Below are 26,010 nucleotides of genomic sequence, written 5' to 3'. Positions count from 1 at the left end.
GTTACGCGGTGATTGCTGATCGGTAGTGTGAGCGTTCACATCTGGGTTCGTCAAGAGGCGTTCACATCTGCCCTGCTGACACCCGCTGGCCTGCCATGACACCGGATGGCGTTGACGGTAGCGAATGTTAACGCTCATAATCGACGGGCGCGGACAGGCAGGCGTGCGGCTGTGGCGCGCCCGCGGACAGACCTGACATGAGTAAGCTGCGTCCGTGGCGAAGAGCGCGCGGGACCCCGGCATGATGGACGTGGCCAGACTGGCCGGCGTCTCCCATCAGACCGTCTCGCGGGTCCTCAACGAGCACCCGAACGTCGCCGAGCGCACGCGGCTGCGCGTACGGGCGGCCATCGCCGAACTCGGCTACCGCCCCAACCGCGCCGCGCGGGCGCTGGTCACCGGCAAGTCCCAGGTGATCGGGGTCGTCGCGCAGAACTCCACCCTCTACGGCCCGGCGGCCACTCTCGCCGCCCTGGCCCAGGCCGCCAGCTCCTCCGGCTTCACGGTCAGCGTGGAGAGCGTGCGTACGCTCGAACGCCGGCCCGTCACCGACGCGATCAACCACCACCTCGACCAGCGGGTCGCCGGGCTCGTCGTGATCGCCCCCGTGGCCGAGGCCAGCGAAGCCCTCGACGGCCTGCCCGACGACATCCCGCTCGTCTGCGTCGACGGCGACCCCGAACGCGAGACCGACCTCGTCACCGTCGACCAGGAACTCGGCGGCTACGCGGCCACCAAGCACCTGCTCGACGCCGGGCACCCGACGGTCTGGCACGTGTCCGGCCCCGAGGACTGGTTCGACAGCCAGGGCCGCATCGCCGGCTGGCGGCGCGCACTCACCGAGGCCGGCGCCGAGATCCCGCCGCTCATGGCCGCCGACTGGTCCGCCGCCTCCGGCTACCGCATCGGCCAGGTCCTCGCCCGCATGACCGAGGTCAGCGCGGTCTTCGCCGCCAACGACCATCTCGCGCTGGGCATCCTGCGGGCGCTGCACGAGCGGGGGCGGCGCGTACCGGACGAGATCTCGATCGTGGGCTTCGACGACGTCCCCGAATCGGAGTTCTACATCCCGCCGCTCACGACCGTCCGCCCCGACTTCGACGCGGTCGCCGCGGCCAGCCTCGACCTGCTCCTCGCCCAGATCGAGACGGGCCGTCGCCACGGCGGCCGCCGGGTCATCCCGCCGGCGCTCGTGACACGGCATTCCGTCTCCCCACCGAAGTGACCCATCCCCCGTCCCGTCGTACGACGATCTTGCGCGAATGCCTCGAATTTCGTCCGGAGTACCCGAATTGCCCGAACATTCGCGCAAGATCGTCGGGCGCTTGGGACGGGGTGCCGCGTCGGATCGTCGGGTGGGCCGGGGTCGCCGATTTCTGCGATCATCCCGCCCGGCGTCACTAGGCACATATATCGGACAGCCGCGACAAAGGCCGGGGGCGACGGGGCGAAACGGTGACCGGACCGCGGTGAAGGATGCGTCGCCCCACTCAGGTGGCAGAGAGGCCCCCCAGGGCCGAACGGTCTCCCGCGGGAGGAGCGGAGGCGAGATCGACGAACCCGGGAACGGAAGAACTTGAATTTGATCTTGTGGGGGTTGCCCTCCACCCCCGGCGTCGGCTATAACAATCCGCACTGGGATGCCGGGTAGGCGTTCGTCCACTGTGCCGAGTGGCGCGTTCCATCACAGGACTCTGTCCGCCCTACCCAAGGACGTGATCTTGTGAAACGTCTTGCCCTGTTGTGCACGGCCGCGCTGGCCGTCGCCCTCCTCGTCGCCCCCGCTCGCAGCGAAGCGATCGTGGCCTTCACCTCCACCGCCGTGAACACCAACGGCGGCAACTGCATGGACCTGCCCAACGGCGCGAACACCAACGGCCTGCAGCTCGTCCAGTACGCGTGCAACGCCGGCACCAACCAGAACTTCACCTTCACCCCGGTGGCCGGATCGGCGGACTCCTACACGATCGGGACGCTGAACTCCGGCAAGTGCGTGGACGTCTACGGTGCGTCCACAGCTGACAATGCCACGATCATCCAGTGGAGCTGCCACGGCGGCACCAACCAGCAGTGGCGGCTGACCGCGGTCGGCACGAGCGGCTACAACATCGTCTCGGTCAGCTCGGGCAAGTGCATCGTGCCGAGCGGCGGGGTCGCCACGAGCAACACCGGTCTCGTACAGCTGGCCTGCTCCACGGCGACCAGCCGGGTGTGGCGCCTCGCCGGGTTCACCAGCGGCGGCGGGGGCGGGGGTGGCGGGACCTTCACCAATCCGCTCAGCCTGCACGGCCCCGACCCGTGGCTCACGTACTACAGCGGCTACTACTACCTGGCCACGACGACCTGGAACAACACCATCACGATGCGCAAGGCGACGACGCTGCGCGCGCTGGCGACCGCGGCCGACCAGGTGATCTTCACGTTGAGCCGGCCGAACGGGGCGGGCACCATGTGGGCGCCCGAGTTCCACCTGCTGACCGGACCGAACGGTACGCGCTGGTACCTGTACTACGTCGCCGGCCAGGAGCCCTACAACCTCGGTACGCAGCGCATCCACGTGCTGGAGAGCGCCGGGCTCGACCCGATGGGCCCGTACTCGTTCAAGGCCGACCTGCTCGACCCGACCTCGGACAACACCTGGGAACTGGACCCGAGCATCCTGCAGCTCAACGGCCAGCTCTACCTGCTCGGCACGTACTACAACGGTTCCCAGCCGCTGTTCATCCGGCCGCTGTCCAACCCCTGGACCGCCAGCGGTACGCGCCACCTGCTCTCCACGCCCACGTACAGCTGGGAGACGGTCGGCGGGGCGGTGAACGAGGGCGCCGAGGTGATCCAGCACGGCGGTAAGACGTTCATCGCGTTCTCGGCCAGCCACTGCTCCACACAGGACTACAAGATCGGGCTGCTCACCTGGAACGGGGCCGACCCGCTGCAGGCGTCCTCCTGGGTCAAGTCGCCGAACCCGATCTTCCAGAAGTCCACCGCCAACGGGGTCTACGGGCCCGGGCACAACGGGTTCTTCAAGTCGCCCGACGGTACCGAGGACTGGATCGTCTACCACGCGAACAGTTCGGCCAGCGGCGGTTGCGACATGAACCGCACGACCCGGGCGCAGAAGATCACCTGGAACGCCGACGGTACGCCGAACTTCGGCACGCCCGTCGCCACCGGAGTCACGCTCACCGCCCCGTCCGGCGAACCCACCTCGTAACCTTCCCCTCCCGCCTCTCCCGCCTCTCCCGCCTGTCCCGCCTCTCTCGGCGATCTTGCGCGAATGTCTCGAATTTCGTCCGGTGTACCCGAAATGCCGGTACATTCGCGCAAGATCGCCCCTCGCTTCCCGGGCCCGCTGCCTTTGTCGTGACTGTCTGATATGGATGATCGCTGGGCGGCCGGCGAGATGATCGTTTACGGGTGAGGTGTGAAAACGGCCGCCGATTGCGTGATCATTTACGGTTCCGGAGCGCGCTGACCGCCCCTGGCTACACCTGACCCGTAAACGATCATGCAGATCGGGCCGGAATTACACCTCAGCCGTAAACGATCAAGAATTAGCAGCCTCGGCCCACCTGTCGGAAGATCGTTCCCGCGTCACAGGAGGCGGCCTCCGATCGAGCGGCTTGGACGTGATCCACAGCGGCCGAGATGTAAACCCGACTTTCGCCCAAGATTCAAAGCACTCCAGATGTAGCAGACCGACCACTATCGACATCCCAGCCGTAATGGATCGAGGGAGCGGGCCCGAAAACGACATCCCAGCCGCGAACGATCACCAAAGAGCCGGCCCGCACCAACCCATTTCGGATAGTCGGGACAAAGTCCGGTCGGGCCGACCGCGGGCTCGACATGATCACGGCGAGCCTCTTGATCATGTAGCGCTATTCCGGCAAGAAAGCGCTCTCCTGCCGATATGGCGTTACATGATCAAGGCCCAGCGGCCCCCGTTGCCGGAATGACGTTGCATGATCATGCCGTCGAGCGTGCCCCTCCGACACCCTCGACACCCTCGACACCCTCGACACCCTCGACGATCTTGCGCGAATGTCCGGGCATTTCGGGTACACCGGACGAAATTCGAGACACTCGCGCAAGATCGTCGGATGCCCCGGTCCACAAGTCGGACAGTCGCGACAAAGGCAACCCGCACGAGGGGTAACCCGCACGAGGGGCGACGAGCGACGAGCGACGAACCCCGCGAAGAAGGGGTCAGGCGGGACCGGTGGACTCGCGGACGACCAGCCGGCACGGCTGCCGGATGACTCCCGTCGACGCCACCCCGTCGAGCGCAGCGAAAAGGTGCATCACCGCGGTCGCCCCGAGCTGCTCCAGGTTGAGGTCCACAGTGGTCAGTGGCGGCCGGCAGTCCGCCGCGAACTCCGCCCAGTTGTCGTAGCCGACGATCGCGACGTCCTCGGGTACCCGGCGGCCGAGGTCGAGCAGGGCCTGCGCGCAGCCTGACGCGATCTGGTCGTTGCCGCAGAAGATCGCGTCGACTTCGGGGTGCGCGTTCACCAGGGCCCGGGTCGCGTGCCGGCCCCACCGCTGGGACCAGTCGCCGTACATCGGTTCGCCGCCGACGAGCGGCAGGTCGTGCTCGGCCAGCACGGATCGCAGCGCCACGACCCGGTCCCGGGCCGCGCGGTAGCTCTGCGGTCCGGTGATGTGCCCGATTCTCTTGCGCCGCAACGCGATCAGGTGTTCCACCGCGAGCCGCGCCCCGTTCTCGTCGTCGGCCAGGACCGAGAGGTCGTTGGGGTCGGTCGACTGGCCGTAGACGTAGACCACGGGTACCGGGATGTCCTTGCCCAGCGACGGGCGGACGTCGTTGCTGTCGCCGAGCACGATGAACCCGTCGACCTGCCGGGCGAGGAGCGTCTGGATGTAGTGCCGGCGGCGGATCGCGTCGCCCCGGGCGTCGCACAGCAGCACCGACATCTGCTCGTTCGCGAGGGCGTTCTCCGCGCCGAGCAGGATCGGGATCGAGAACCGGCCGCCGAGTTCGTCGGTGAGCAGGCCGATGGTACGCGTACGCCCGGAGATCAGACCGCGGGCGAGGACGTTGGGCTGGAACGACAGCTGGTCGGCGGCCTGGATGACCCGCTGGCGCGTGTCCGGTGCGACCTCCGCACGGGCGTTGAGCGCCTTCGACGCGGTGGCCACGGAGACGCCCGCCAGCCGGGCCACGTCGGTGAGGGTCACCGCTGTCGATCGCTTCCTGCCCATGCCCGGCCTCCCACGAAACGCCGCCGATTCGATTTCGACGACTCCTTTCGACCAGACCAGGCCGCCGAGCACGTCGCTGACACAGTAAACCCAGGGATCTACGTCCCGTCCATCGGCGTACGCGTTATCGAGACGTAACAGAACAGGCACCTTGCCGAAAAGGTTTTCGGCGCGCATGGTGGCTTCCAGCACGACGGAGTGACCGCGGTCACGAACATTTTGGAGGCGAGAATGGACCTCACCGGAGGCCGGCCTGTGGTGCCGTCCCGGTCCGCCGTCCGGCCGCTGGGTCTCGGCGAGTCACGGATCACCGGCGGCTTCTGGGCGGACCGGCAGCGGCTCATCGGGACGGCCACCCTCGACCACGGTCGCCAGTGGATGGACAAGCTGGGCTGGACGGGCAACTTCGTCCGGGCCGCCCAGGGCGCGGCGGGCGGGGTCGACCGGCGGGGCCGGGAGTTCTCCGATTCCGAGGTCTACAAGCTCGTCGAGGCGATGAGCTGGGAGTCCGGCCGGCTGCCCAGCGCCGACCGGGAGCGCGAGATCGTCGAGCTCACCGGCATGGTCGCCGCGGCGCAGGCCGGCGACGGCTACCTGCACACGGCCTTCGGGGGTCCGGGACAGGCCGCCCGCTACAGCGACCTGTCCTGGGGGCACGAGCTCTACTGCGTCGGCCACCTGCTGCAGGCGGCCGTCGCCCGGACGCGTACCAGTGGTGACACGGATCTGCTGGGGGTCGCCCGGCGGGCCGCCGACCACGTCTGCGCCGCGTTCGGCCCGGACGGGCTGGCCGCCGTGTGCGGGCACCCCGAGATCGAGGTCGGCCTGGCCGAGCTCGCCCGGCTCACCGGCGAGCAGCGCTACCTGGACCAGGCCGCGCTGTTCCTGCGCCGCCGCGGCCACCGCACCCTGCCGCCGCATCAGTTCGGATCGTCGTACTTCAGCGACGACCAGCCCATCCGCGAGGCGTCGGTGCTGCGCGGGCACGCCGTACGCGCGCTCTACCTCACCGCCGGCGCGATCGACGTCGCGGTGGAGACGGGCGACGACGAGCTGCTCGGCATCCTGGCCGCGCAGTTCGACCGGACGCTGGCGACGCGTACCTATCTCACGGGCGGGATGGGTTCGCGCCACACCGACGAGGCGTTCGGCGACGACTTCGTCCTCCCGGCCGACCGGTCGTACGCCGAGACCTGCGCCGGCGTCGCGGCGACGATGGTCGCGTGGCGGCTGCTGCTGGCCACCGGCGATCCCCGGTACGCCGACACGATCGAACGGATCATCTACAACGTCGTGGCGACCTCGCTCGGCGACGACGGCCGGTCGTTCTTCTACGCCAACACGCTGCACCAGCGGACGCCCACGTTCGCGGTCCCCGACGACGAGGAGCAGCTCGGCTTCGGCGGCGGTCCCCGGGCCGCGTGGTTCGAGGTGTCCTGCTGCCTGGCCAACCTGTCCCGGCTGACCGCCAGCCTCGGCGCGTACGTGGCCGGGGTCGTGGACGACAGCCTGTGGCTCTACCAGTACGCGCCCGGCGAGATCCGCACCACCCTCCACGATGGACGGGCGGTCGGCGTCGACGTGGCGACCGCGTACCCGGACGACGGCACGATCGTCGTGACCGTCACCGAGGCCGACGGCGGCCCGTGGACCCTGGCGGTACGCGTACCGGAGTGGGCGAAGGGCGCCACGGCGACGCTCAACGGCGAGCCGCTGGCCCTCGACGGCCACCTGCGAGCAAGGCACACGTTCCGCAAGGGCGACGAGATCCGGCTGCACCTGCCGGTGGGTCCCCGGTTCACCTTCCCCGACCCCCGCATCGACGCCGTACGCGATTGCGTCGCCGTCGAGGCGGGTCCCCTGGTTCTCTGCGCCGAGGCTGATCCGGACGGGCTGGACCTGGACACCGTCCGGGTGCGTACCGACCGGGGGCCGGCGGCCGGCGACGGCGGCGTGCACGTGGCCGCCGAGATCGAAGACCCCGCCCCGGACGGCTGGCCTTACGCCACCGACCGGCCAGGCGGCCCACGGTCCGCGGCGGACCTGCCGCTGCTGCCCTACCACCGGTGGGGCCGTCGAGGACCGGTGACGATGCGGGTCTGGCTCCCCAGGGCTTGACCCCATGACCGCAACTCTCCCTACCCTGATCACCCACCCCGGGTGGAAGGAGCGATTGTGATATCGAGGAAAGTGCAGGCGGCCGCGGCGTTCTCGGCCGTGCTGCTGGCCGCCGCGCTGGGCGGCTGCAGCAAGGACACCCCCGCGGCCTCGTCCGCCGCGGCCGTCGACGATGGAGCGCAGCTCACCCTGTGGACCCGGGCGGCCACCGAGGCCGTCTCGAAGTCCTACGCGGAGGCGTACAACAAGACGCACAAGAACCAGGTGACGGTGACGGCGTACCCGAACGAGGAGTACCCGGCGAAGCTCGCCTCGGCGGCCGGGGCGAAGTCCCTGCCGGACCTGTTCGGCTCGGACGTCGTCTTCGCCGCCCAGTACGCCTCCCAGGGCCTCTGGCAGGACGTCACCGACCGCTTCGCGGCCAGCGGTGTGAAGGACAAGGTCTCGCCGGCGCACGTGCGGGCCGGGACCTGGGACGGGCGCAACTACGCGGTCCCGCACACCATCGACATGTCGGTGATGCTCTACAACAAGGACCTGTACGCCAAGGCCGGCCTGGACCCGGAGAAGCCGCCGACGACCCTGAAGGAGTTCGCCGAGCAGGCCCGCAAGGTCAACAAGCTGGGCGGCGACGTGCACGGCACCTACTTCGGCGGCAACTGCGGCGGGTGTGTGGAGTTCACCTTCTGGCCGTCGGTCTGGGGTTCGGGCGGCAACGTCATCGACGACGCCGGGACCACCGCGAAGATCGACTCCAAGGAGATGGCCGACGTCTTCGCCCTGTACCGCTCGCTCTACGACGACGGCACGGCCGCTCCGGCGTCCAAGGACGAGGCCGGTCCGACCTGGCTCGGCGCCCTGCAGAGCGGCAAGATCGGTATCGCGCCCGGCCCGTCGGTCTGGCTCGGCCTGATCGAGGAGAAGGGCATCAAGATGGGCGTCGCGCCGATCACCGGCCTCGACGGCGGCGACTCGACGTTCGTCGGCGGCGACGCGATGGGCATCGGCGCCACGAGCACCAAGTCGGCGCAGGCGTGGGACTTCCTCAACTGGACGATGTCCGAGGAGGCCCAGGTCGAGGTCATCGCCAAGAACAAGGGCGTGCCGATCCGCACCGACCTGGCGTCGAACAAGTACTCCTCGGCGGACCCGCGGATCGTCATGATCAACAGCTTGGCGGCCAAGGGCAAGACCCCGTACGCCAAGAACTTCAACGCCTCCTTCAACGACCCGCAGAGCCCCTGGCTGCAGACCGTGCGCGGGGCTCTCTTCGGCGACGCCGCCACGGCCCTCTCCCAGGGCAACACGGCGATCACGAAGTCCCTCCAACAGAGTTGACCCCCGGGGCCGGTCGCCCCATGAGCGGCCGGCCCACCCCATGACCCCCGGAGACAGTGAATGTCCACAGTGCTCGAACGCACGAAAGCACCGGCGCGAGAGAGAGCAAGAACCGTCGGACGCAGGCGCAGAAAGGGTCTGGTCGGCGCGCTCTACGCCGCCCCCACCGCCGTCATGGTCGGCCTGTTCTTCGTCGTGCCGCTGCTGCTCGTGGTGTGGATGTCGCTGCACCGGTGGCCGTTGCTCGCCCCGCCGACGCTGAACGTGCCGGACAACTACACGAAGATCGGCGACAACCAGCTGGTCGGCTCGGCGGTCTGGTTCACGGTCAAGTACACGGTGCTGCTGACGGTCCTGCTGTTCGGCCTGGCCCTCGGCCTGGCCCTGCTCGTCCAGCGGCGCCGGCGCGGCGTGGGCTTCTTCCGGACCGCGTTCTTCCTGCCGATGGCGGTCGGCTTCGCGAGCGCCTCGCTGCTGTTCCTCGGCCTGCTGAGCGACGAGATCGGCCCGATCAACGGGTTCCTGCGGTGGCTCGGCGTGGTCGACGGCTACATCTCCTGGACCAGCGGCAGCGGCACCTCCGCGCTGAGCTCGGCCATGCTGCTCGTGCTGTGGCGGTTCGCCGGCTTCAACATGCTCATCCTGCTGACCGGCCTGCAGGCCATCCCGCTGGAGATCTACGAGGCCGCCCGGATCGACGGCGCCGGCCGCTGGCAGATCTTCCGCCGGGTCACCCTCCCGCTGCTGCGCCCGACCATCGCCCTCGTGCTCACCATGATGACGACCGGCTCGCTGCTCGCGTTCGACCAGTTCTGGATCCTCACCCGCGGCGGCCCCGACAACACCACGACCTCGCTCGTCATGGTCATCTACCGCGAGGCCTTCATCAAGCTCGACCTCGGCTCGGCGGCCGCCATCTCCGTCGCGCTCCTGGTCGCCCTCGTCGTCGTCAACGTCGTCCAGCTCGGCGTCCTGCGCCGTCGCTCTTCCTAGGATCCGGGGGTACGCACAGTGCAGCGCACAAGTCGCGCCAACCGCTTCGCGTTCTCCGCGACCGGCGGGGCGCTCGCCATCCTCTTCCTGTTCCCCCTCCTCTGGAGCGGGTACGCGTCGCTGCGTACCAGCAGCGGGTTCGGGTTGGAGAACTATGACCGGCTCTTCACGTCGGACAACGGGATCCGGCCGCACAACGTCGTCAACAGCCTCACCGTCAGCGCCTTGACGGTCGGCGGCACCCTGCTCGTGGCGACGCTGGGCGGCTACGCGTTCGGCCGGTTCAAGTTCTGGGGCAAGGAGGCGCTCTTCCTCGTCACGCTGGCGATCCTGATGGTCCCGTACGCGACGATCCTCATCGCCCTCTACGTCCTGCTCGGCTGGCTGGGACTGCAGGACAGCCTGATCGGGCTCAGCCTGGTGCTCATCATGTTCCAGCTGCCGTTCTCGCTGTTCATGATGCGCAACTCGTTCGAGGCCGTCCCCGCCGAACTCGACGAGTCGGCCCAGGTGGACGGCTGCAACAGCTTCTCGACGCTGACCCGCATCCTGCTGCCGGCCGTGCGGCCGGGCCTGATCACGGTCGGCCTGTTCGCGTTCCTCACCTCGTGGAACGAGTTCTTCGCGCCGCTGATCCTGCTCAACTCGACCGACAAGTTCACGACCACGCTGGCGGTGGTCAACATGCGTACCGCCAGCCACGGCTCGATCGACTACGCGGCCCTCGAGGCCGGCGTCGTCGTGATGGCCGTGCCCTGCCTCATCCTGTTCGCCTTCATGCAACGCAGCTACGTACGCGGTTTCACCTCAGGGGCGCTGAAGGGCTAGCCACACCGAGCTCCCAGCGCAGTGCTTCTCCGGGCGAAGCATCCTTTCACATATCGATCATGATCGATCAAGTCGGCCCTGGCCACGACGGCCTCGGCCCGCACGAAAGGTGACACGCTCATGCACGACACCCCCGTCTCCCGGCGCTCCCTGCTGCGTGCCAGCGCCGCACTCCCTGTTGGCCTCGCGACTGGAGGTGCTGTGGCCGCCTTGCCCGGCCAGGCCGCGTACGCTGCGCGTACCGACGTCGGCGTCTCGGCGTACGCGTTCCCGCTGACCGCGGTCAGCCTGCAGACCGGACCGTTCCTGTCCAACTTCTCGCGGACGCAGGCGTACCTGTCGTTCGTGGACGCCGACCGGCTGCTGCACACGTTCCGGCTCAACTACGGGCTCTCCTCGACGGCCACCCCGTGCGGCGGTTGGGAGACCCCGACCACCGAACTGCGCGGCCATTCCACCGGGCACCTGCTGTCCGGCCTCGCCCAGGCGTACGCGAACAGCGGCAACGCGGCCTTCAAGACCAAGGGCGACTACATCGTCGGCGTCCTCGCCCAGTGCCAGGCCCGGGCGACCACCGCCGGCTTCAACACCGGCTTCGTCTCGGCGTACCCGGAAAGCTTCATCGACCGCGTGGAAACGCGGCAGAGCGTCTGGGCGCCCTATTACACGCTGCACAAGATCATGGCGGGCCTGCTCGACATGTACCTGCTCGCGGGCAACGCGCAGGCGTTGACAGTGCTGACCGGGATGGCCGCGTGGGTGAAGTTCCGGATGGACCGACTGACCCAGACGCAGCGGCAGAACATGCTCGACACGGAGTTCGGCGGCATGAACGAGGTGCTCACCAACCTCTACCAGCTGACCGGCGACGCCAACCACCTGACGACCGCGCAGTACTTCGACCACGCGGAGATCTTCGACCCGCTGGCGGCCAACACCGACGCGCTGTCGGGCTACCACGCGAACACGCAGATACCGAAGGTCATCGGCGCGATCCGCGAGTACCAGGCGACCGGGACCACCCGCTACCGCGACATCGCGGTCAACTTCTGGGACATCGTCACCCAGCACCACACCTACGTCATCGGCGGCAACTCCGACGGCGAGTACTTCCAGGCACCCAACCGGATCGCGAGCCAGCTGTCCGACACGACCTGCGAGGTCTGCAACTCCTACAACATGCTGAAGCTGACGCGGCAGCTGTTCTTCACCGACCCGGCGCGCGCGGACTACATGGAGTACTACGAGGGCACGCTGTTCAACCAGATGCTCGGCGAGCAGGACCCGGCCTCGTCGCACGGCTTCGTCACGTACTACACGCCGCTGCGGGCCGGCGGGATCAAGACGTACAGCAACGACTACGACAACTTCACGTGCGACCACGGCACCGGCATGGAGACGCACACGAAGTTCGCCGACTCGATCTACTTCCACGACGGCGCGTCGACGGTGTACGTCAACCTGTTCATCGCCTCGACCCTCACGTGGTCGGCGAAGGGCGTCACGATCCAGCAGGCGACGAACTTCCCGGAGACGAACTCGACCCGGCTGACCGTCACCGGCTCCGGCTCCTTCACCATGAAGGTACGCGTACCGGCGTGGGCGACGGGCGCCACGCTCACGGTCAACGGGACGGCCGTCACGGCCACGCCCGGCGCGTACGCGACGATCACGCGTACCTGGGCGTCGGGCGACGCGGTGGTGCTCACGATGCCGATGGCGCTGACCCTGCCGGCGACGCCGGACAGCGCGACGACGAAGGCGGTGAAGATCGGCCCGATCGTCCTGGCCGGTGCCTACGGGTCCACCAACCTGACCTCGCTGCCGACCCTCACCGCCGCGAGCATCGCCGCCACCGCGACACCGTTGCAGTACACCGCCACGGCGAGTACCGGGACGGTGACGTTGCTGCCCTTCTACAAGATGCACCACCAGCGCTACACCGTGTACTGGAACGTCACGTCCACGACGCCGCTGCCCCAGTTCGTGGCCTGGTACAAGTTCGACGAGACCAGCGGGACGAGCGCCGCCGACGCGACCGGCAACGGCAAGACGGCGACGCTCTCCGGCACGACGGCGTGGGTGGCGGGCAAGTCCGGCAACGCGCTGGACCTCAACGGCACCGACGGGTACGCGACCGTCCCCAGTGGAATCCTCGCCGGTGCGACCGCCGCGACCATCGCGACCTGGGTCCGGATCGACACGCTCAGCAGCTGGTCGCGCGTGTTCGACTTCGGCAGCAGCACGACGGTGAACATGTTCCTCACCCCGCGCAGCGGTTCCGGCACCGCCCGGTTCGCCATCACCACCTCCGGCGCGGGCGGCGAGCAGCAGATCAACGCCCCGGCCGCGCTGGCCACCGGAAGCTGGGTCCACGTGGCGGTGACGCTGTCGGGCGGCGTCGGCATCCTCTACGTCAACGGTGCCGAGGTCGCGCGCAACTCCGCGATGACGCTGACCCCGGCGAGCCTCGGATCGACGACGCAGAACCGCATCGGCCGGTCCCAGTACGCCGACCCCTACCTGGACGGCGCGGTCGACTCGTTCCGCGTCTACAGCCGGGTCCTGACGGCTTCCGAGATCTCGACCCTCTACTCCACCGGAGTCTAGAAGGGTTCTCGAGCCCCGGCCGGTGGCGGCGGTTGCGCCCGGCGGCCCCGCCACCGGCCGGTCCTGCACATCCCCGCTCATCTTCCGTCCTGCCCGCTTTCCCCTGAGCGAGCATCCTGAAAGGACAGAGCATGCCCGCATCCACCCGTCGATGGCTGGCGGCGTTCTGCGCCGCCGCCCTCGGCGCCGCCTCGCTCACGGTGAACGCGCCGCCGAGCTTCGCGGCGCAGACCATCGGCTTCCCCACGTTCTCGGGGCCCGCCATCCCCGCCCCACCGGTCGGCTACACCACCGGCGACATGATGCAGACGATGTACAACGCCGAGAGCTCCGGCACCGACTTCTGGATGGACCGGCTGCTGGCCCGGACCGGCAACGATCCGGCTGGGCCCTGGCTCATGTCGCGCGGCCGCGCGGTCTTCATGAAGGAGCACAACCCCGCCGTCCTCGGCTTCGCCGGCAAGGTCGCGTACTGGGAGTCGATCTCCGACGCGAACGCGTACTCGGTGACGCTGTCCCCGGGCACCTTCACCGAGCAGGTCAACTCCCGGTGGCAGGCGCCGAGCTACTGGAAGAGCGTGCACACCTCGGGCTCGCTCTCGGTCACCCAGACCAAGTTCATCACCGACAACAACGTGGCCGTGACCAACCTCGCGATCACCAACAGCGGTTCCGCCGCGACGACCCTCACCGTCCGCGCCGTCTCGCCGTACGCGACGAGCGGCGGCAACGGCGAGCTGACCGGCTCGACCGGGGTGAAGAACGGCCTGACCAACGTGACGACGAAGCTCACCGGTGACGGCTACACCGTCACCAGCGGCGGGCTGAACAAGTCGATCACGATCGCGGCCGGGGCCACGGTGACGACGAAGCTCGTCATGGGCTTCATCACCAGCGAGATCCCGGAGTCGGCCACCGACTACTCGGCCTACGCCGGATACTCCGCGGCGACCGCCTTCGCCACCCAGGTACGCGCGTACAACCTGTGGTGGGCGAAGTACGTGCCCTACATCGACGTGCCCGAACCGGCCATCAAGAAGGAGATCTACTACCGCTGGTGGCTGATGCGGTTCAACAACCTCGACGCGAACATCCCGGGGCAGACGTACCAGTTCCCGACCTCCGTCGAGGGCGCGCTCGGCTACAACAACGCGATCGCGCTGACCCAGCCGATGCACATCGACGACCTGAAGTACCTGCGCACGCCCCTGTACGCGTACGGCGACTGGCTGTCGGTCGGTCAGATCTCGAAGGGCGCGCGGTTCCTCGACAACCCGGGCGACCCGGAGAACTGGTCGAACAGCTACACGCAGTACATCGCCGAGGCGGCCTGGAAGAGCTACCAGCTGCACGGCGGGCAGCCGGGCATCGCGAACAACCTCGCGCACTACGCCGAGGGTGACGTGAAGGGCCAGCTCGCCTACTACGACCACGACCACAACAACCTCATCGAGTACGACTGGGGCGCCCTGACCGGCAACGACGCCGACGCCGTGAGCTTCCACTGGAAGGCCGGCAACATGGACCGGGCCGAGTCCGCGTACCAGTACAGCGGGGCGCTCGCGGCCGCGCAGGCGTACGACGCCGTGGGCAACACCGCCAAGGCGGCCGAGATGCGCACGATCGCGACGAACATCCAGAACGCGATCCTCAACGTGCTGTGGAACCCGACCGACCAGCTGTTCGAGCACCGGCTCAAGTCGACGAACGAGTACGTGCCGTGGAAGGAGATCAACAACTACTACCCGTTCGCGGTGGGTGCGATCCCGACCTCCAACACGACCTACCGCCAGGCCCTGCGCCTGTACGCCGACCCGGCCCAGTACCCGGTCTTCCCGTTCTACACGGCCAACCAGGTCGACAAGGCGGCCGCCGCCGCGGCCGGATCGCCGGGCTCGAACAACTTCTCGACGATCAACTCGACCGTGCAGTTCCGGCTCTACTCCTCGGTGCTGCGCAACTACCCGAACTCCTACATGACCGCGACCGACTACAAGAAGCTCCTCTACTGGAACGCCTGGGCGCAGTACATCAACGGCAACACCGCGTACCCGGACGCCAACGAGTTCTGGTCGGACTGGAACGGCTCGTCGATCACCTACCGCTCCTGGATCCACCACAACATCCTGGGCAGCAGCAACTGGACGGTGATCGAGGACGTGGCCGGCCTGCGGCCGCGCAACGACGCGAAGGTCGAGCTGTCGCCGATCAACATCGGCTGGCCGAACTTCACGATCAACAACATCCGCTACCGCAACGCCGACCTGACCATCGTCTGGGACGACCCGTCCGACGGCGTGGTCAAGTACCCGGGCGTACCCGAGGGGTACTCGATCTTCATCAACGGCACCCGGGTGGCCACCGTCAGCACCCTCGTCCCGTTCACGTGGGACCCGGCGACCGGCTCGGTCACCACCTCCGGCACCGTGACGTACAACGCCGCGTACGCCGGCCTCCAGGCGCCCAACCAGGTCGTCCAGTCCGACCCGCGGGTCGTCGACGAGCTGGCCAAGGCGGGCGTCGACCTGACCGCCAACCTCACCAACCTCGCCCAGGGCGCGACCGTCTCGGCCAGCTACACCGGCTCGGGCACGGCCACCTCCGGCGCCGTCGACGGCTTCCCCACCAACGAGCCCTACTGGGGCGCGGGCGGCTCGGCGAACGCCCAGGACTGGTACGAGCTCAACTTCGGCAGCGCCAAGACGCTCAACGAGATCCGGCTCTACTTCAAGGACAGCCGGCCGGCCTCGACGACGTACCGGGCGCCGTCGGCGTACACGATCCAGTACTACGACGGCGCCAACTGGGTCGCCGTCCCGAGCCAGGCCAAGACCCCGGCCGCGCCGCAGGCCAACTACAACCTGGTCACCTTCCCGGCGATCTCGGCGACCCGCGTACGCGTCCTCGCGACGAACGCGTCCGGCGCGAAGACCGGCCTGACCGAGATCAAGGCCTTCAACCGCGGCGGCACGCAGCCCCCGCCCGTCACCAACCTGGCGCTGTCGGCGACCCCGTCGGCGTCGTTCACCTCCTCGTGGGAGTCGATCAACGCGGTCAACGACGGGATCGACCCGCCGTCGTCGAACGACACCGTGAACCCGCGCTGGGGCTGCTGGCCGAACACCGGCCAGCAGTGGGTCGACCTCACCTGGTCGTCGGCCCAGAACCTGACCAAGGCCGACGTCTACTTCTTCGACGACGACCAGGGCATCGACATGCCCGCGTCGTGGAAGCTCCAGTACTACAACGGCAGCTCCTATGTGGACGTACCGTCGCCGTCGGCGTACACGCTGACGAAGAACGCGTACAACACCGTGACGTTCGGGTCGGTGAACACGACGAAACTACGGGTCCTGCTCACCGGCAACGGGACGTCGTCCGTCGGCCTCCTGGAGGTGAAGGCGTATAGCTGACCTTTCCTGACCCGTCCCCCTCGCAACTACCCGGGCGAGGGGGACGGTCTCTTTTTCAGGATGAAATTCAAGATCAAATTCAGGTCCCGGGTTCGTCGATCTCACCTCCGCTCCTCGCGCGGGAGACCGTTCCGGCCCCTCCGCTGCGCTCCGGGACCTCCACTGCCAGCACAGTGGGGCGAAGCATCCATCACCGCGGCCCGGTCACCGTTTACCCCCTTCACCCGGCCTTTGTCGCGACTGTCCGATATGGGGGGCCGGGGTCGACGGACGGGTGATCGTTTACGGCTGAGGTGTAGAAATCGCCACCCACTGCATGATCGTTTACGGTTCTGGAGCGCATTGGCGGCCCTTGGCAACACCTGCGCCGTAAATGATCATGCAGTGGAGGCCTGAAATCACACCTCAGCCGTAAACGATCATGGAGTCGGTGAGACTGTCTCGCAGGTTGGAAGATCGTTCTTGTATCGCGGATACGGGCGGTGCCGACGAGAGTTCGGCGTGATCGATTGCGGTCGGGGTGAAGGGGTGAACGGTGACCGGGCGACGGCGGATGATGCTTCGCACCGCTCAGGTGGCAGTGGAGTCCCCGGAGCGCAGCGATTGGGGCGGAACGGTCTCCCGCGGGAGGAGCGGAGGTGAGATCGACGAACCCGGGACAAAAAGATCTTGAACTTGAATTTGATCTTGACATAAGCACGGTTAGGATGCACAGACACAGGACGACCAGGAAGCGGGAGCGTAGGTGCACCACGCCAACCACTACTACGGCCACTCGCACGTCCTCGCGCGCTACTGCGGCCTCGACGACCGCGAGCCCCCGCGGATCCACGGCTACCTGCAGCACGGCTGGAACATCGGCGACGGCATGGCCGCCGACCACGAGTTCGTCCCCGGTACGCCGATCTTCCTGTGGTCGGAGCGGATCCGCCGGCGCGCCTGGTCGATGGGGCGTCGCGAGACGTACGTCGTGGGGTCGCCGTGGGCCTACCTGATCGAGATGGAGCCCGATTTCGGCGCGGTCGACCAGCGGGAGGGGACCATCTGGTACCCGTTCCACGGCTGGGAGGGCCAGCACGTCGTGGGTGACCACGACCGCCTGGTCGACGAGATCCGCGCGACCGAGGACGGTCCGGTCACCATCTGCCTGTACTGGCAGGAGTTCCAGTCGAAGCGCAACCGCCGCCGGTACGAGAAGGCCGGTTTCCGGGTGATCTGTCACGGTTACCGGGGCGGCTGGTGGGAGAACCTCGACCCCGACTTCCTCTACCGGCAGCTCGCCGAGCAGCGACGACACAAGCGGGTCGCGTCCAACCGGCTGAGTTCCGCCGTCTTCTACGGCACGCTGGCCGGGTGCGAACCCGCCGTCTACGGCGACCCCATGCAGCTCGAACGCGAGAGCCACGCGTGGGGCGGCCAGCCGCGCATCGAGCGTATCTGGCCCGAACTGCACGGCGCGCGGCTCGACCTGCCGGTCGCGCGTGAGATCATCCGGGCCGAGCTCGGCGCCGACCACCTGCTGCCGCCCGAGGAGCTGCGCCGGCTCTTCCGCTGGCCCAACGCGTACCAGGAGCCCTTCGTGGAAGACTCTCGCCTGCTCAAGGAGGGGGTCCGGTGACCCCGCGGCTGATCGGCGGGGAGATGCTCGTCTGGTCGGACCTCGACGGCACCCACGGCCCCGGTCCGGTACGCGGTTCGTTCGCCCCCTTCCTGCGGTCCGGGCGTACGCTCATCGCCGGCCCGCACGACACGTCGATCATCGACGCCGTGCCCGGTGACGTCACGATCCTGGTACGCGGCATCAGCGACGCCGAGACCCTCGCGGCCCGCCATCCCGGTGCGACGATCCTGTGCGGCGCCCTGGAGAAGCTGAGCGAACCGGCGGCGTTCGACACCGTGATCGCGCTGGACGGCGTCGGCCGGCTCAACTCGGTCGAGGGCGCCGAACTGTCCTGGGCCGAGGCGCTGAACGTGCTGCTGGCGACGCTGCGCCCGGACGGGCGGCTCGTCCTCGGCTTCGACAACCAGCTCGGCCTGCACCGGCTGACCGCTCTGCCGGGTGAGCCGTCGGATGCGGAGTGGCTGGTCAGCGACGCGCACGACCGTAGCCGCCCGGCCGGGCTGGCCCGGGTGAGCGCCGCCCTCGGCCGCCCAGTCGCCCGGACGTACGCCGTCTTCCCCGGGCCGATCGCGCCGACCGCCCTGCTCTCGACGGAACTGCTGGCCGACGAGTCGCGGACGGGCTACGTGGACGCCGTCCTCAGCCGGGCCATGGCTCCCGCCGCGCCCGTCCTGTCCGACCCGGTACGCCTCGCGCACGAGGCCGTACGCCACGGTGCCGCGGCCGAGCTCGCCCCGGCGTGGATCTTCGTCACCGGCCCGGCCGGCGGTCTGCCCGACGCACTCGTCGACGGGGAACCGGTCGACCGGTCCGAGCTGCCCGGTGGGCGTACGCTGGAGGATCTTCTGCTGGAGGCGGCCCTGAAGCGGGACCTGCCGGCGGTGCGGGAGCTGCTCGGGCAGTGGCGCGACCGCGCAGCGGGTGTGCCGGCCGACCAGCTGGTGGACTTCGCGCCGCTGGCGGAGGCGGGCGAGCACGCGGCGGCGCTGCGGGCGTTCGCCGCGACCGTCCTCGACGGCGGGTACGCGCACCCGTGGCCGTCGCCGGCGGGCGTGGACGACCTGGCCCGGATGCTGGCCGCGATGACGGGCGACACGATCGAGTTCTCCGGGCCGGCACCGGCGGGACCGTCCGCGACGGCCTTCCGCGAGCTGACCGCGGAGCGCGACAGGCTCGCGACCGAACTGGCCGAGGCGCACGCCAAATTCGAGTACTACGAACAGCGGCTGACCGCGCGGGAGAACTCGCTCAACCGGGCGCTGCGGATCATCGACCTGCTCAGCGCGAAGGGCCCGGCGCGGGCCGGACGGGCGCTGATGGGCGGGGCGAGGGCGGCCCGCCGCACGGTCCGCACCATCACCCGGACGATCCGCCCCCGCTAGCGGCGGTAGGAGCGGACGGCCTCGTCGTAGAGGGCTTCCAGGCGGCGGGTCTGCTTCGCGAGGTCGAAATGCTCCTCGACGTACGCGCGGGCAGCCGCGCCCATGCGTTCCCGGGCCGCGTCGTCGCCGAGCAGCGTACGGATCGACGCGGCGAGGGCGGCCCGGTCCCCTTCCGCGCCGAGCAGGCCGGTCTCGCCGGGCACGACCGCCTCGGGGATGCCGCTGTGGTAGGTCGACACCGTCGGCAGCCCCTGCGCGGCGGCTTCGAGGATGGTGGTCGGCAGCCCCTCGGAATCGCCGTTCGGGGCGGTCTTCGACGGCGCCACGAAGATCTTGGCGTCGGCCAGGGAGGCGCGGACGACCGAGGCGTCCTGGGCACCGAGGAAGGTCGCGTCCAGCCCCAGCTCGACGGCCCGGGCGCGGAGCCCCTCCTCCAGCGGTCCGGTGCCGATGAACAGCGACCGGACGCCGGGCAGCGTACCGAGGGCCTCGATCAGGTCGTCGATGCCCTTCTTCTCGACGAACCGGCCGACGAAGATCACGTCCCACTTCTTCTCCCCGGTCGCCGGGACGGCTTCGGGGAGCGGGATTCCGGTGTGGTGTACGCGTACCTTGGCCGGGTCGGCGCCGATCGCGATGGCCTTGTCCCGGATGAAGCCCGACACGGCGATGATGATCGTCGCGCGGCCGAAGGCCGTGCGCAGGTTGCGCCGGAACCGCGCGCCGAGCGGGCCGGGGCGGCTCGGCTGGCTGGTGACGTCGAGCCCGTGCAGCGTGATCACCAGCGGTACGCCGACCTTGCCCGCCTCGCGGCTGATCAGCCAGCCGTCGCCGCCGAAGTGCGCGTGCACGAGGTCGGGCCGCAGCCCGGCGAGCACCTTCCGGAGTCGGGCGGAGCCGCCGGTGACCCGCAGCCGCAGGAAGTCCTTGCCGCCGGGCGGGAAGGCGATCACGTCGGACGGGGTGGCGATGAAGGATTCGACCTTGGTCGCGCCGAGGTACGTCGGCTCCCACTCCGTCAGCGCGCCGCCCTGGTTGCGGACGAACGTCTCCGAGGCGGGCAGCAGGTAGCTGCGCCAGATCACCACACGCCGCTTGCTAGTCACCGGAGACCGCCTTGTTCGCCTTGCCGCGCTTGAGGATCCGGTCGCGCAACCCGCGCCGCAGGTCCTGCGGGATGAGCCAGATCTGGGCGAAGGTCACGTAGTCGATCAGGCCCGGCCGGCCGTTCCTGCGCGCTTCCTTCAGGATGGTCTTCGCGATCTTGGGGCTGTGGGTCGGCGCGGCCATCGAGCTGACCACGCTCATCATCAACGCCGCGTACGCGCGGGGGGTCATCAGCGGCCGGCTGCGGATCAGCCAGTCGAGCTGGGACTGCCACGGCGTCTCGGCGCTGATGCGGGGCCGGTCCTCGTCGGTGTGCCACAGCACCAGGGCGTCCGACGTGTAGACCAGGTCGACGTCCTCCTCCGCGAGCGCCCGCAGCGTCCAGTCCAGCTCCTGCATCCGGCGTACGCCGGGGGTGAACGGGACGCGCCGGAACAGCTCGGTCGGCGCCATGATCGTCGAAGTCTGGATGAAACCGTCGCCGTGGAACAGGCCGCGGCGGACGGTGAAGTACTCGCTCAGCGGCTCCCCGGGCGCGGGCAGCCGGCGCGGCATGATCAGTTCCGCCCGCGGGGTCCGGTTGATCAGCCGGGTCGCCACGATCGGCGAGGCCGCGTCCGCCCGGGCCGCCGCGGCCAGCTGCACTTCCAGCTTCCGGGGCATCCACTCGTCGTCGTCGTCGAGCATGGCCGTCCAGGCCGCCCGGGCCTCGCGTACGCCGGTGTTGCGGGCGTTCTGGGCGCCGCCCTGCTCGGTCAGCGGGACCACCCGCAGGCGCTCGTCGGCGATCTCCGCCAGCGCCGCGACCGAGGCCTCGTCCGGGCCGTCGATGACGACGACGACCTCGATGTTCTCGACGGTCTGGGCCAGCGCGCTGCGGACCGCGCGGGTCACGAGCTCGGGCCGGGCGAAAGTCGGGATGACGACGCTGACTTCGGGGCTGACCTCTGCATTACCGGCCTCGGGCATGGCGAACACACTAGCCCAACCCTTCCGGGGTGGCCCGCGCCCGCCCCGCGCGTCGCCTAGCTGCGCGGACACCCGTCGCCCGTCGCCCCGCTCCCGGAAGACGTCGGCCGATCCGTCGCGTACGTCCGTCCAGGGTGGACAGGTTCGAGCGCTTCGGCGGGTTCTGACGCGGGGTCCGCGGCAGTTGGAATGGAGGAACAAGCGAGCTGCGAACCGGGGGGAACGGATGTCTCGCACAACACTGGTGATCGCCTTGGCGTCGGCCGTCGTACTCGCGGCCGGCGCGGCCGTCACGTGGGTCCTGTTCGAGCGGGACGCGGGCCGGCTGACCTGGACCGCGGCCCGCCTCGACGGCATACCCGCCGGTACGCGTTTCGACAGCATCGGCTGCGCCCGCGCGGCCGGCTGCTGGGTCGGCGGCGAATCCGGCACCCGGCAGATGGTCCTCGGCCGCCTGGACGGCACGACCCTGGTCGCCGCCCAGGTACCCGTCGACGACGAGGGCAGCGACGGCGCGGTCGCGGCCGTGGACTGCTCGGCGGCGAGCGACTGCTGGGCGGCGCGTACGCAGGCCCCGACCAACGGGGAGGCGACCTACGAGGCGCTGCACTACGACGGGACGCGGTGGAAGCTGCTGCCCGCCGCCCCGGCCGCGCCCTCGCTCGGCTGCCAGCCCGAAGGACCGTGCTGGGTCGCCGAGAACGACGTGCTCTACGGCCTGCGCGACGGCGGCTGGACCGCCGAACCCGCCGCCGGGCAGGTGACCACCGGCGAGGCGCGGGTGGCCTGCCGGGGCACCGGCGACTGCGTCTTGCTGCAACCGGGGTCGCGTTTACGGCATTTCGACGGCACCGCCTGGCAGACCCGGGAGGCGCCACCGCTGCCCGACCGGTCCGGCAACACCCTCCTGCGCGCCGATCCGCGTACGCTCACCTGCCCGAACGACTGCTGGCTGGCCGCGAACGCCGAGCCGGTCGACGAGCCGGGGGCGGCCGCCTCCGTCCTGCTGCACCTCGACGCGGCCGGGTGGCACATCGTCACCACCGGAACCGACGGCCTGCCGGCCCTCGCGGGCGGCGCGGACCTCGACTGCCCGGCGGCCGACAGCTGCTTCCTGTTCGGGGCGACGGAGAAGGGCGCGCCGGCCGGCAAGCTGTACCACTGGAACGGGCGGCGCTGGCGGAGCGTGCCGGTGCCGGGCCAGGTACCGTCCTCGGCCGCGCTGGCCTGCGCGTCGGCGACGTTCTGCGCGCTCGCGGGCAACGGCGCCGTCACCGTAGGCACCACCTGACCCGGCTCTTCGCCCACCCCGCCCCGCCCCGCCCCGCCCCGGCCGCCCCTACCCCCAAGATCCCGCTTGGATCAGGGAAATCACCCGAATCTTGGGCCATGATTACGTGGAGATCCCTGATCCAAACGGGATCTTGGCGTCGGGGCCGGGGCCGGGGACGGGGCCGGGGGCGGGTCAGGGGCGGGCGGCGCGGCGGAGGAACAGGGCGAGTCCCACCACCGACCCGGCCGCCTGCGCCAAGAGCGGGAGCGACCCGCCGCTCAGGACGACAAGAGTGGGCGCGAGCAGCAGGGCCGCGAGGTCCACGCCGCGGATCGCCCAGTGCAGGATGCCGGTCGGTATCAGGCCCGCGGGCGTCACGATCGGCGGGAACTCGTGCCGGACCCGCCCGCGCCGCGCCGCGCGCATCATCCCCGTGGCCAGCGCCGGGCCCGCGAGCACGCCCCACACCAGGTAGCGCGTATCCACCAGCGCCAGCGAGAGCACCGTCCACAGTGTTCCCACGAGCACCGGCACGACCGCCCGGGCCGCCGTCAACACGCCTGTACGCAGACCCAGCAGCCGGGGCAGCGCGGCCTGGTCATGGTCGCGGCGGATGTTCGCGCCCGCCCCGGCGATCCCGGCGACCCCGCACAGCAGCCAGACGACGGCCAGGACGACACCGGTGCCGAGGATCTGGGCGGCCGTGGCCGGGACGACGGCGGTCGCCGCGAACACCGTCCACCGTTCCGGGGCGCGGACCGCCGACAGCAGATCCTGGCGTACCACGGCGCGCCAGCCGAGTGCCGTTCCGAATCCGGTACGCCGCGGGTGCAGTGCCGCGCCGCGCTGCTCCTCGAAGACGCGGGCGGCCAGGCCGGGGTCGAGCGTGACCACGCCGGCGGCGATCGTCGCGGCGAGTCGCGTACCGCCCGCGAAGGCGAGCCAGCGCAGCCGGCCGAGGCGCCACACCGCCAGCGCACCGCAGATCGCGGCGGCCACGGCGAACGGAAGCCACGGAACATCCACATCGGACGGAAGGGCCGGTCGGAGGACGGTCACCACCGCCGACGCGGCGACGAGTAGAACGATCACGAATTCGCCCCAGCGCGCGTACGCCCCCGTCTGTACGCAGATCAGCAGTGCCGCCAGGGTGACGCCGAGGGCGGCGCAAGCGGCCGCGAAGGCGACGGCGGGCGCGGCGGGCAGGGCCAGGCCGAACGCCCCGACCGTGCCGTAGAGGCCGCCCGCGAGCGCGCCCGCGCCGAGGACCCACCCGGCGGCGGGCAGCAGCAACCGGCGCCGGTCGAGCGGACTGGTGGCCAGCCACGTCACGGTGGCGGCCGAGGACGTGACGGGACCGAGCCGCAGGGCGGCCGCGAGGCACAACGCGTACCAGAGAAGGCCGAGAGCGAGCAGCGCGGACGGTGCCGGGGGCATGGCGTGCGCGAGGTGACGCGCGTCGAGCCGGCGCAGCGCCCCGCCGGCGGCGGAGACCAGCGTCGGTACGCCGATGACCAGCGCGAGCAAGGTGGTGTAGAGGCGCTCGGCGGTGTTGTGCCGCCGCTTGCGCCGCAGCCAGCGGCGCACGTCCCCGGTCGCGCTCATCCCAGGAGGTGTTCCTGCGTGCCCGCGAGGTCCGCGTCGTGCGTGGCGACGACGGCCGCCCGGCCGGCGTCCACATAGGAAAGCAAGGTGGCGCGCAGGGTCGCGCGCCCCTCGGCGTCGAGGTGGCGCTCCGGCTCGTCGAGCACGAGCAGCGCGCTCGGCCGCGCGAAGACCATGGCCAGGGCCAGCCGCTGCAGCTGACCGGAGGACAGCCGCCCCGGCGTCTCGCCCGCGAACTCCTCGACGCCGAAGGTCCCGGCCGCCCGCCAGCCGTCCGGCAGCGGCCCGTTGGCCCGCTCGACGAGCTCGACGTGCTCGGCCGCGGTCAGGTCCGGGTACCACGCTCCCCCGTCCAGCAGCAACGCGACCGTACGCCGATAGCGCGGGTCCCGGTCGTCGGCGCGTACGCCGTCCGCGCTGATCGTGCCGGCCATCGGGGCGACGAGTCCGGCGAGGGAGCGCAGCAGGGTCGATTTGCCCGAGCCGTTCGGACCGCGGAAGACCGCGACCGCGCCGGCCGGCACGGTCAGGTCCAGCCCCTTGAGCAGCGGTACGCCGCCGTACCCGACGGCGACTCCCTCGACCTTCAGCACCACGGCAGTCAGCCTAGCCGCCGGTGGCAACGATCGGCTGTCCATATAGCGGGATTTTCCTTCCACTATTCAGGATGCCAGGACTACCTTAAGGATCATGAAGCGCTACACGCACGGCCATCACGAATCGGTCCTGACCTCCCACCGGTGGCGTACCGCCGAGAACTCGGCCGCGTACCTCCTGCCGTACCTGCGGCCCGGAATGTCCCTGCTGGACGTCGGCGCCGGACCTGGCACGATCACCATGGACCTCGCCGACCTGGTCGCCCCCGGAACCGTGACCGCCACCGAGTACAACGCCGGTGCGCTGGAGCTCACGCGGGCCGAGGCCGCCCGGCGGGGCACCGCGAACGTCGAGTTCGCCGTGGCGGACGTGCACGCGCTCGCGTACGCCGACGACACCTTCGACGTGACGCACGCCCACCAGGTGCTGCAGCACGTGGCCGATCCCGTGCAGGCGCTGCGGGAGCTGCGCCGCGTGACGAAGCCCGGCGGGATCGTCGCGGTACGCGATTCCGACTACGCCGGGTTCATCTGGTACCCCGAACTGTCCGAACTGGACGAGTGGCTGGCCCTGTACCAGAAGGTCGCCCGGGGCAACGGCGGCGAGCCGGACGCGGGCCGGCGGCTGCTCTCCTGGGCACACGCCGCCGGATTCACCGACGTACGCGCGACCGCCTCGGTCTGGTGCTTCGCGAACGAGGCCGACCGCGCGTGGTGGGGCGGCATGTGGGCCGAGCGGATCCTGAAGTCCGAGATGGCGACGACGGCACTCGAGACCGGCGCGGCGGTCCCGGCGGACCTGGACCGGATCTCGGCGGCCTGGCAGCGGTGGGCGGCGGAGTCGGACGGCTGGTTCCTCATCCCGCACGGCGAGCTCATCTGCGTCGTGTAGCGCCCGTCGTGCGGATCGTTCGCGGCCGCACCCGGCGCA

17 protein-coding genes are annotated in these 26,010 nt (G+C 69.9%); 12 read left to right on the top strand and 5 right to left on the bottom strand.

From position 1 onward, the window contains the following. Nucleotides 1–241: 241 nt before the first annotated feature. On the top strand, nucleotides 242–1,225 hold the full coding sequence (locus tag G401_RS0128320) for a LacI family DNA-binding transcriptional regulator (RefSeq protein ID WP_027345123.1): 984 nt from the start codon (nucleotides 242–244) through the stop codon (nucleotides 1,223–1,225). A 498-nt stretch (nucleotides 1,226–1,723) separates the two neighbouring features. Then, nucleotides 1,724–3,214 (top strand): family 43 glycosylhydrolase, encoded by a 1,491-nt coding sequence (locus G401_RS0128315; protein ID WP_027345122.1) that lies wholly within the window; start codon nucleotides 1,724–1,726, stop codon nucleotides 3,212–3,214. Between the two features lie 995 nt (nucleotides 3,215–4,209). Here the strand turns inward: G401_RS0128315 and G401_RS0128310 are convergent. Continuing rightward, the gene (locus G401_RS0128310) at nucleotides 4,210–5,226 is read right to left on the bottom strand and encodes a LacI family DNA-binding transcriptional regulator (RefSeq protein WP_027345121.1); all 1,017 of its coding nucleotides are present in this window, start codon (nucleotides 5,224–5,226) and stop codon (nucleotides 4,210–4,212) included. Between the two features lie 231 nt (nucleotides 5,227–5,457). On the opposite strand from G401_RS0128310, the gene G401_RS0128305 reads away from it, so the two are divergent. The 8 genes from G401_RS0128305 (at nucleotide 5,458) to G401_RS49050 (ending at nucleotide 19,529) form a co-directional block, all read left to right on the top strand. Continuing rightward, nucleotides 5,458–7,344, top strand: a complete 1,887-nt coding sequence (locus G401_RS0128305; RefSeq protein WP_034593392.1) for a glycoside hydrolase family 127 protein — start codon at nucleotides 5,458–5,460, stop codon at nucleotides 7,342–7,344. Between the two features lie 57 nt (nucleotides 7,345–7,401). Beyond that, a complete protein-coding gene (locus G401_RS0128300; RefSeq protein ID WP_211240865.1) occupies nucleotides 7,402–8,682 on the top strand; it encodes an ABC transporter substrate-binding protein in 1,281 nt (426 codons plus the stop codon). Nucleotides 8,683–8,742: 60 nt separating this feature from the next. Beyond that, on the top strand, nucleotides 8,743–9,675 hold the full coding sequence (locus G401_RS0128295; RefSeq protein ID WP_027345118.1) for a carbohydrate ABC transporter permease: 933 nt from the start codon (nucleotides 8,743–8,745) through the stop codon (nucleotides 9,673–9,675). An 18-nt stretch (nucleotides 9,676–9,693) separates the two neighbouring features. After that, the gene (locus G401_RS0128290; RefSeq protein WP_034593391.1) at nucleotides 9,694–10,503 is read left to right on the top strand and encodes a carbohydrate ABC transporter permease; all 810 of its coding nucleotides are present in this window, start codon (nucleotides 9,694–9,696) and stop codon (nucleotides 10,501–10,503) included. A 120-nt stretch (nucleotides 10,504–10,623) separates the two neighbouring features. Next, a complete protein-coding gene (locus G401_RS0128285; RefSeq protein WP_027345116.1) occupies nucleotides 10,624–13,113 on the top strand; it encodes a glycoside hydrolase family 127 protein in 2,490 nt (829 codons plus the stop codon). A 131-nt stretch (nucleotides 13,114–13,244) separates the two neighbouring features. Then, the gene (locus G401_RS49055) at nucleotides 13,245–16,526 is read left to right on the top strand and encodes a discoidin domain-containing protein (protein ID WP_051367268.1); all 3,282 of its coding nucleotides are present in this window, start codon (nucleotides 13,245–13,247) and stop codon (nucleotides 16,524–16,526) included. Between the two features lie 745 nt (nucleotides 16,527–17,271). After that, nucleotides 17,272–18,144: a hypothetical protein gene (locus G401_RS0128275; protein WP_027345115.1), complete on the top strand. Its 873-nt coding sequence runs from the start codon at nucleotides 17,272–17,274 to the stop codon at nucleotides 18,142–18,144. Continuing rightward, nucleotides 18,141–19,529, top strand: a complete 1,389-nt coding sequence (locus G401_RS49050; RefSeq protein ID WP_051367267.1) for a hypothetical protein — start codon at nucleotides 18,141–18,143, stop codon at nucleotides 19,527–19,529. Before G401_RS0128275 ends, G401_RS49050 begins: the two co-directional genes overlap by 4 nt. Here the strand turns inward: G401_RS49050 and G401_RS0128265 are convergent. Continuing rightward, entirely contained in the window at nucleotides 19,526–20,635 is a 1,110-nt protein-coding gene (locus G401_RS0128265) for a glycosyltransferase (RefSeq protein ID WP_027345114.1), read from the bottom strand. The genes G401_RS49050 and G401_RS0128265 overlap by 4 nt on opposite strands. After that, complete coding sequence (locus G401_RS0128260) at nucleotides 20,628–21,605, bottom strand: glycosyltransferase family 2 protein (RefSeq protein WP_034593430.1); 978 nt, start codon at nucleotides 21,603–21,605, stop codon at nucleotides 20,628–20,630. Before G401_RS0128260 ends, G401_RS0128265 begins: the two co-directional genes overlap by 8 nt. Before the next feature lie 226 nt (nucleotides 21,606–21,831). Between G401_RS0128260 and G401_RS0128255 the strand changes: the two genes are divergently transcribed. Continuing rightward, complete coding sequence (locus G401_RS0128255) at nucleotides 21,832–22,896, top strand: hypothetical protein (RefSeq protein ID WP_157546476.1); 1,065 nt, start codon at nucleotides 21,832–21,834, stop codon at nucleotides 22,894–22,896. A gap of 174 nt (nucleotides 22,897–23,070) precedes the next feature. On the opposite strand, the gene G401_RS49045 is transcribed toward G401_RS0128255, so the two are convergent. Continuing rightward, on the bottom strand, nucleotides 23,071–24,483 hold the full coding sequence (locus G401_RS49045; protein WP_034593390.1) for a DUF6297 family protein: 1,413 nt from the start codon (nucleotides 24,481–24,483) through the stop codon (nucleotides 23,071–23,073). Continuing rightward, a complete protein-coding gene (locus G401_RS49040) occupies nucleotides 24,480–25,079 on the bottom strand; it encodes an ABC transporter ATP-binding protein (RefSeq protein ID WP_034593389.1) in 600 nt (199 codons plus the stop codon). The genes G401_RS49045 and G401_RS49040 overlap by 4 nt, the downstream gene beginning before the upstream one ends. Before the next feature lie 94 nt (nucleotides 25,080–25,173). On the opposite strand from G401_RS49040, the gene G401_RS0128240 reads away from it, so the two are divergent. Beyond that, nucleotides 25,174–25,971, top strand: a complete 798-nt coding sequence (locus tag G401_RS0128240) for a class I SAM-dependent methyltransferase (RefSeq protein ID WP_027345111.1) — start codon at nucleotides 25,174–25,176, stop codon at nucleotides 25,969–25,971. Nucleotides 25,972–26,010 lie beyond the last annotated feature (39 nt).

It is taken from the genome of Hamadaea tsunoensis DSM 44101 (assembly GCF_000428945.1).
GTDB classification, from domain to species: domain Bacteria; phylum Actinomycetota; class Actinomycetes; order Mycobacteriales; family Micromonosporaceae; genus Hamadaea; species Hamadaea tsunoensis.
This window is presented reverse-complemented; position numbering and strand designations above follow the sequence as displayed.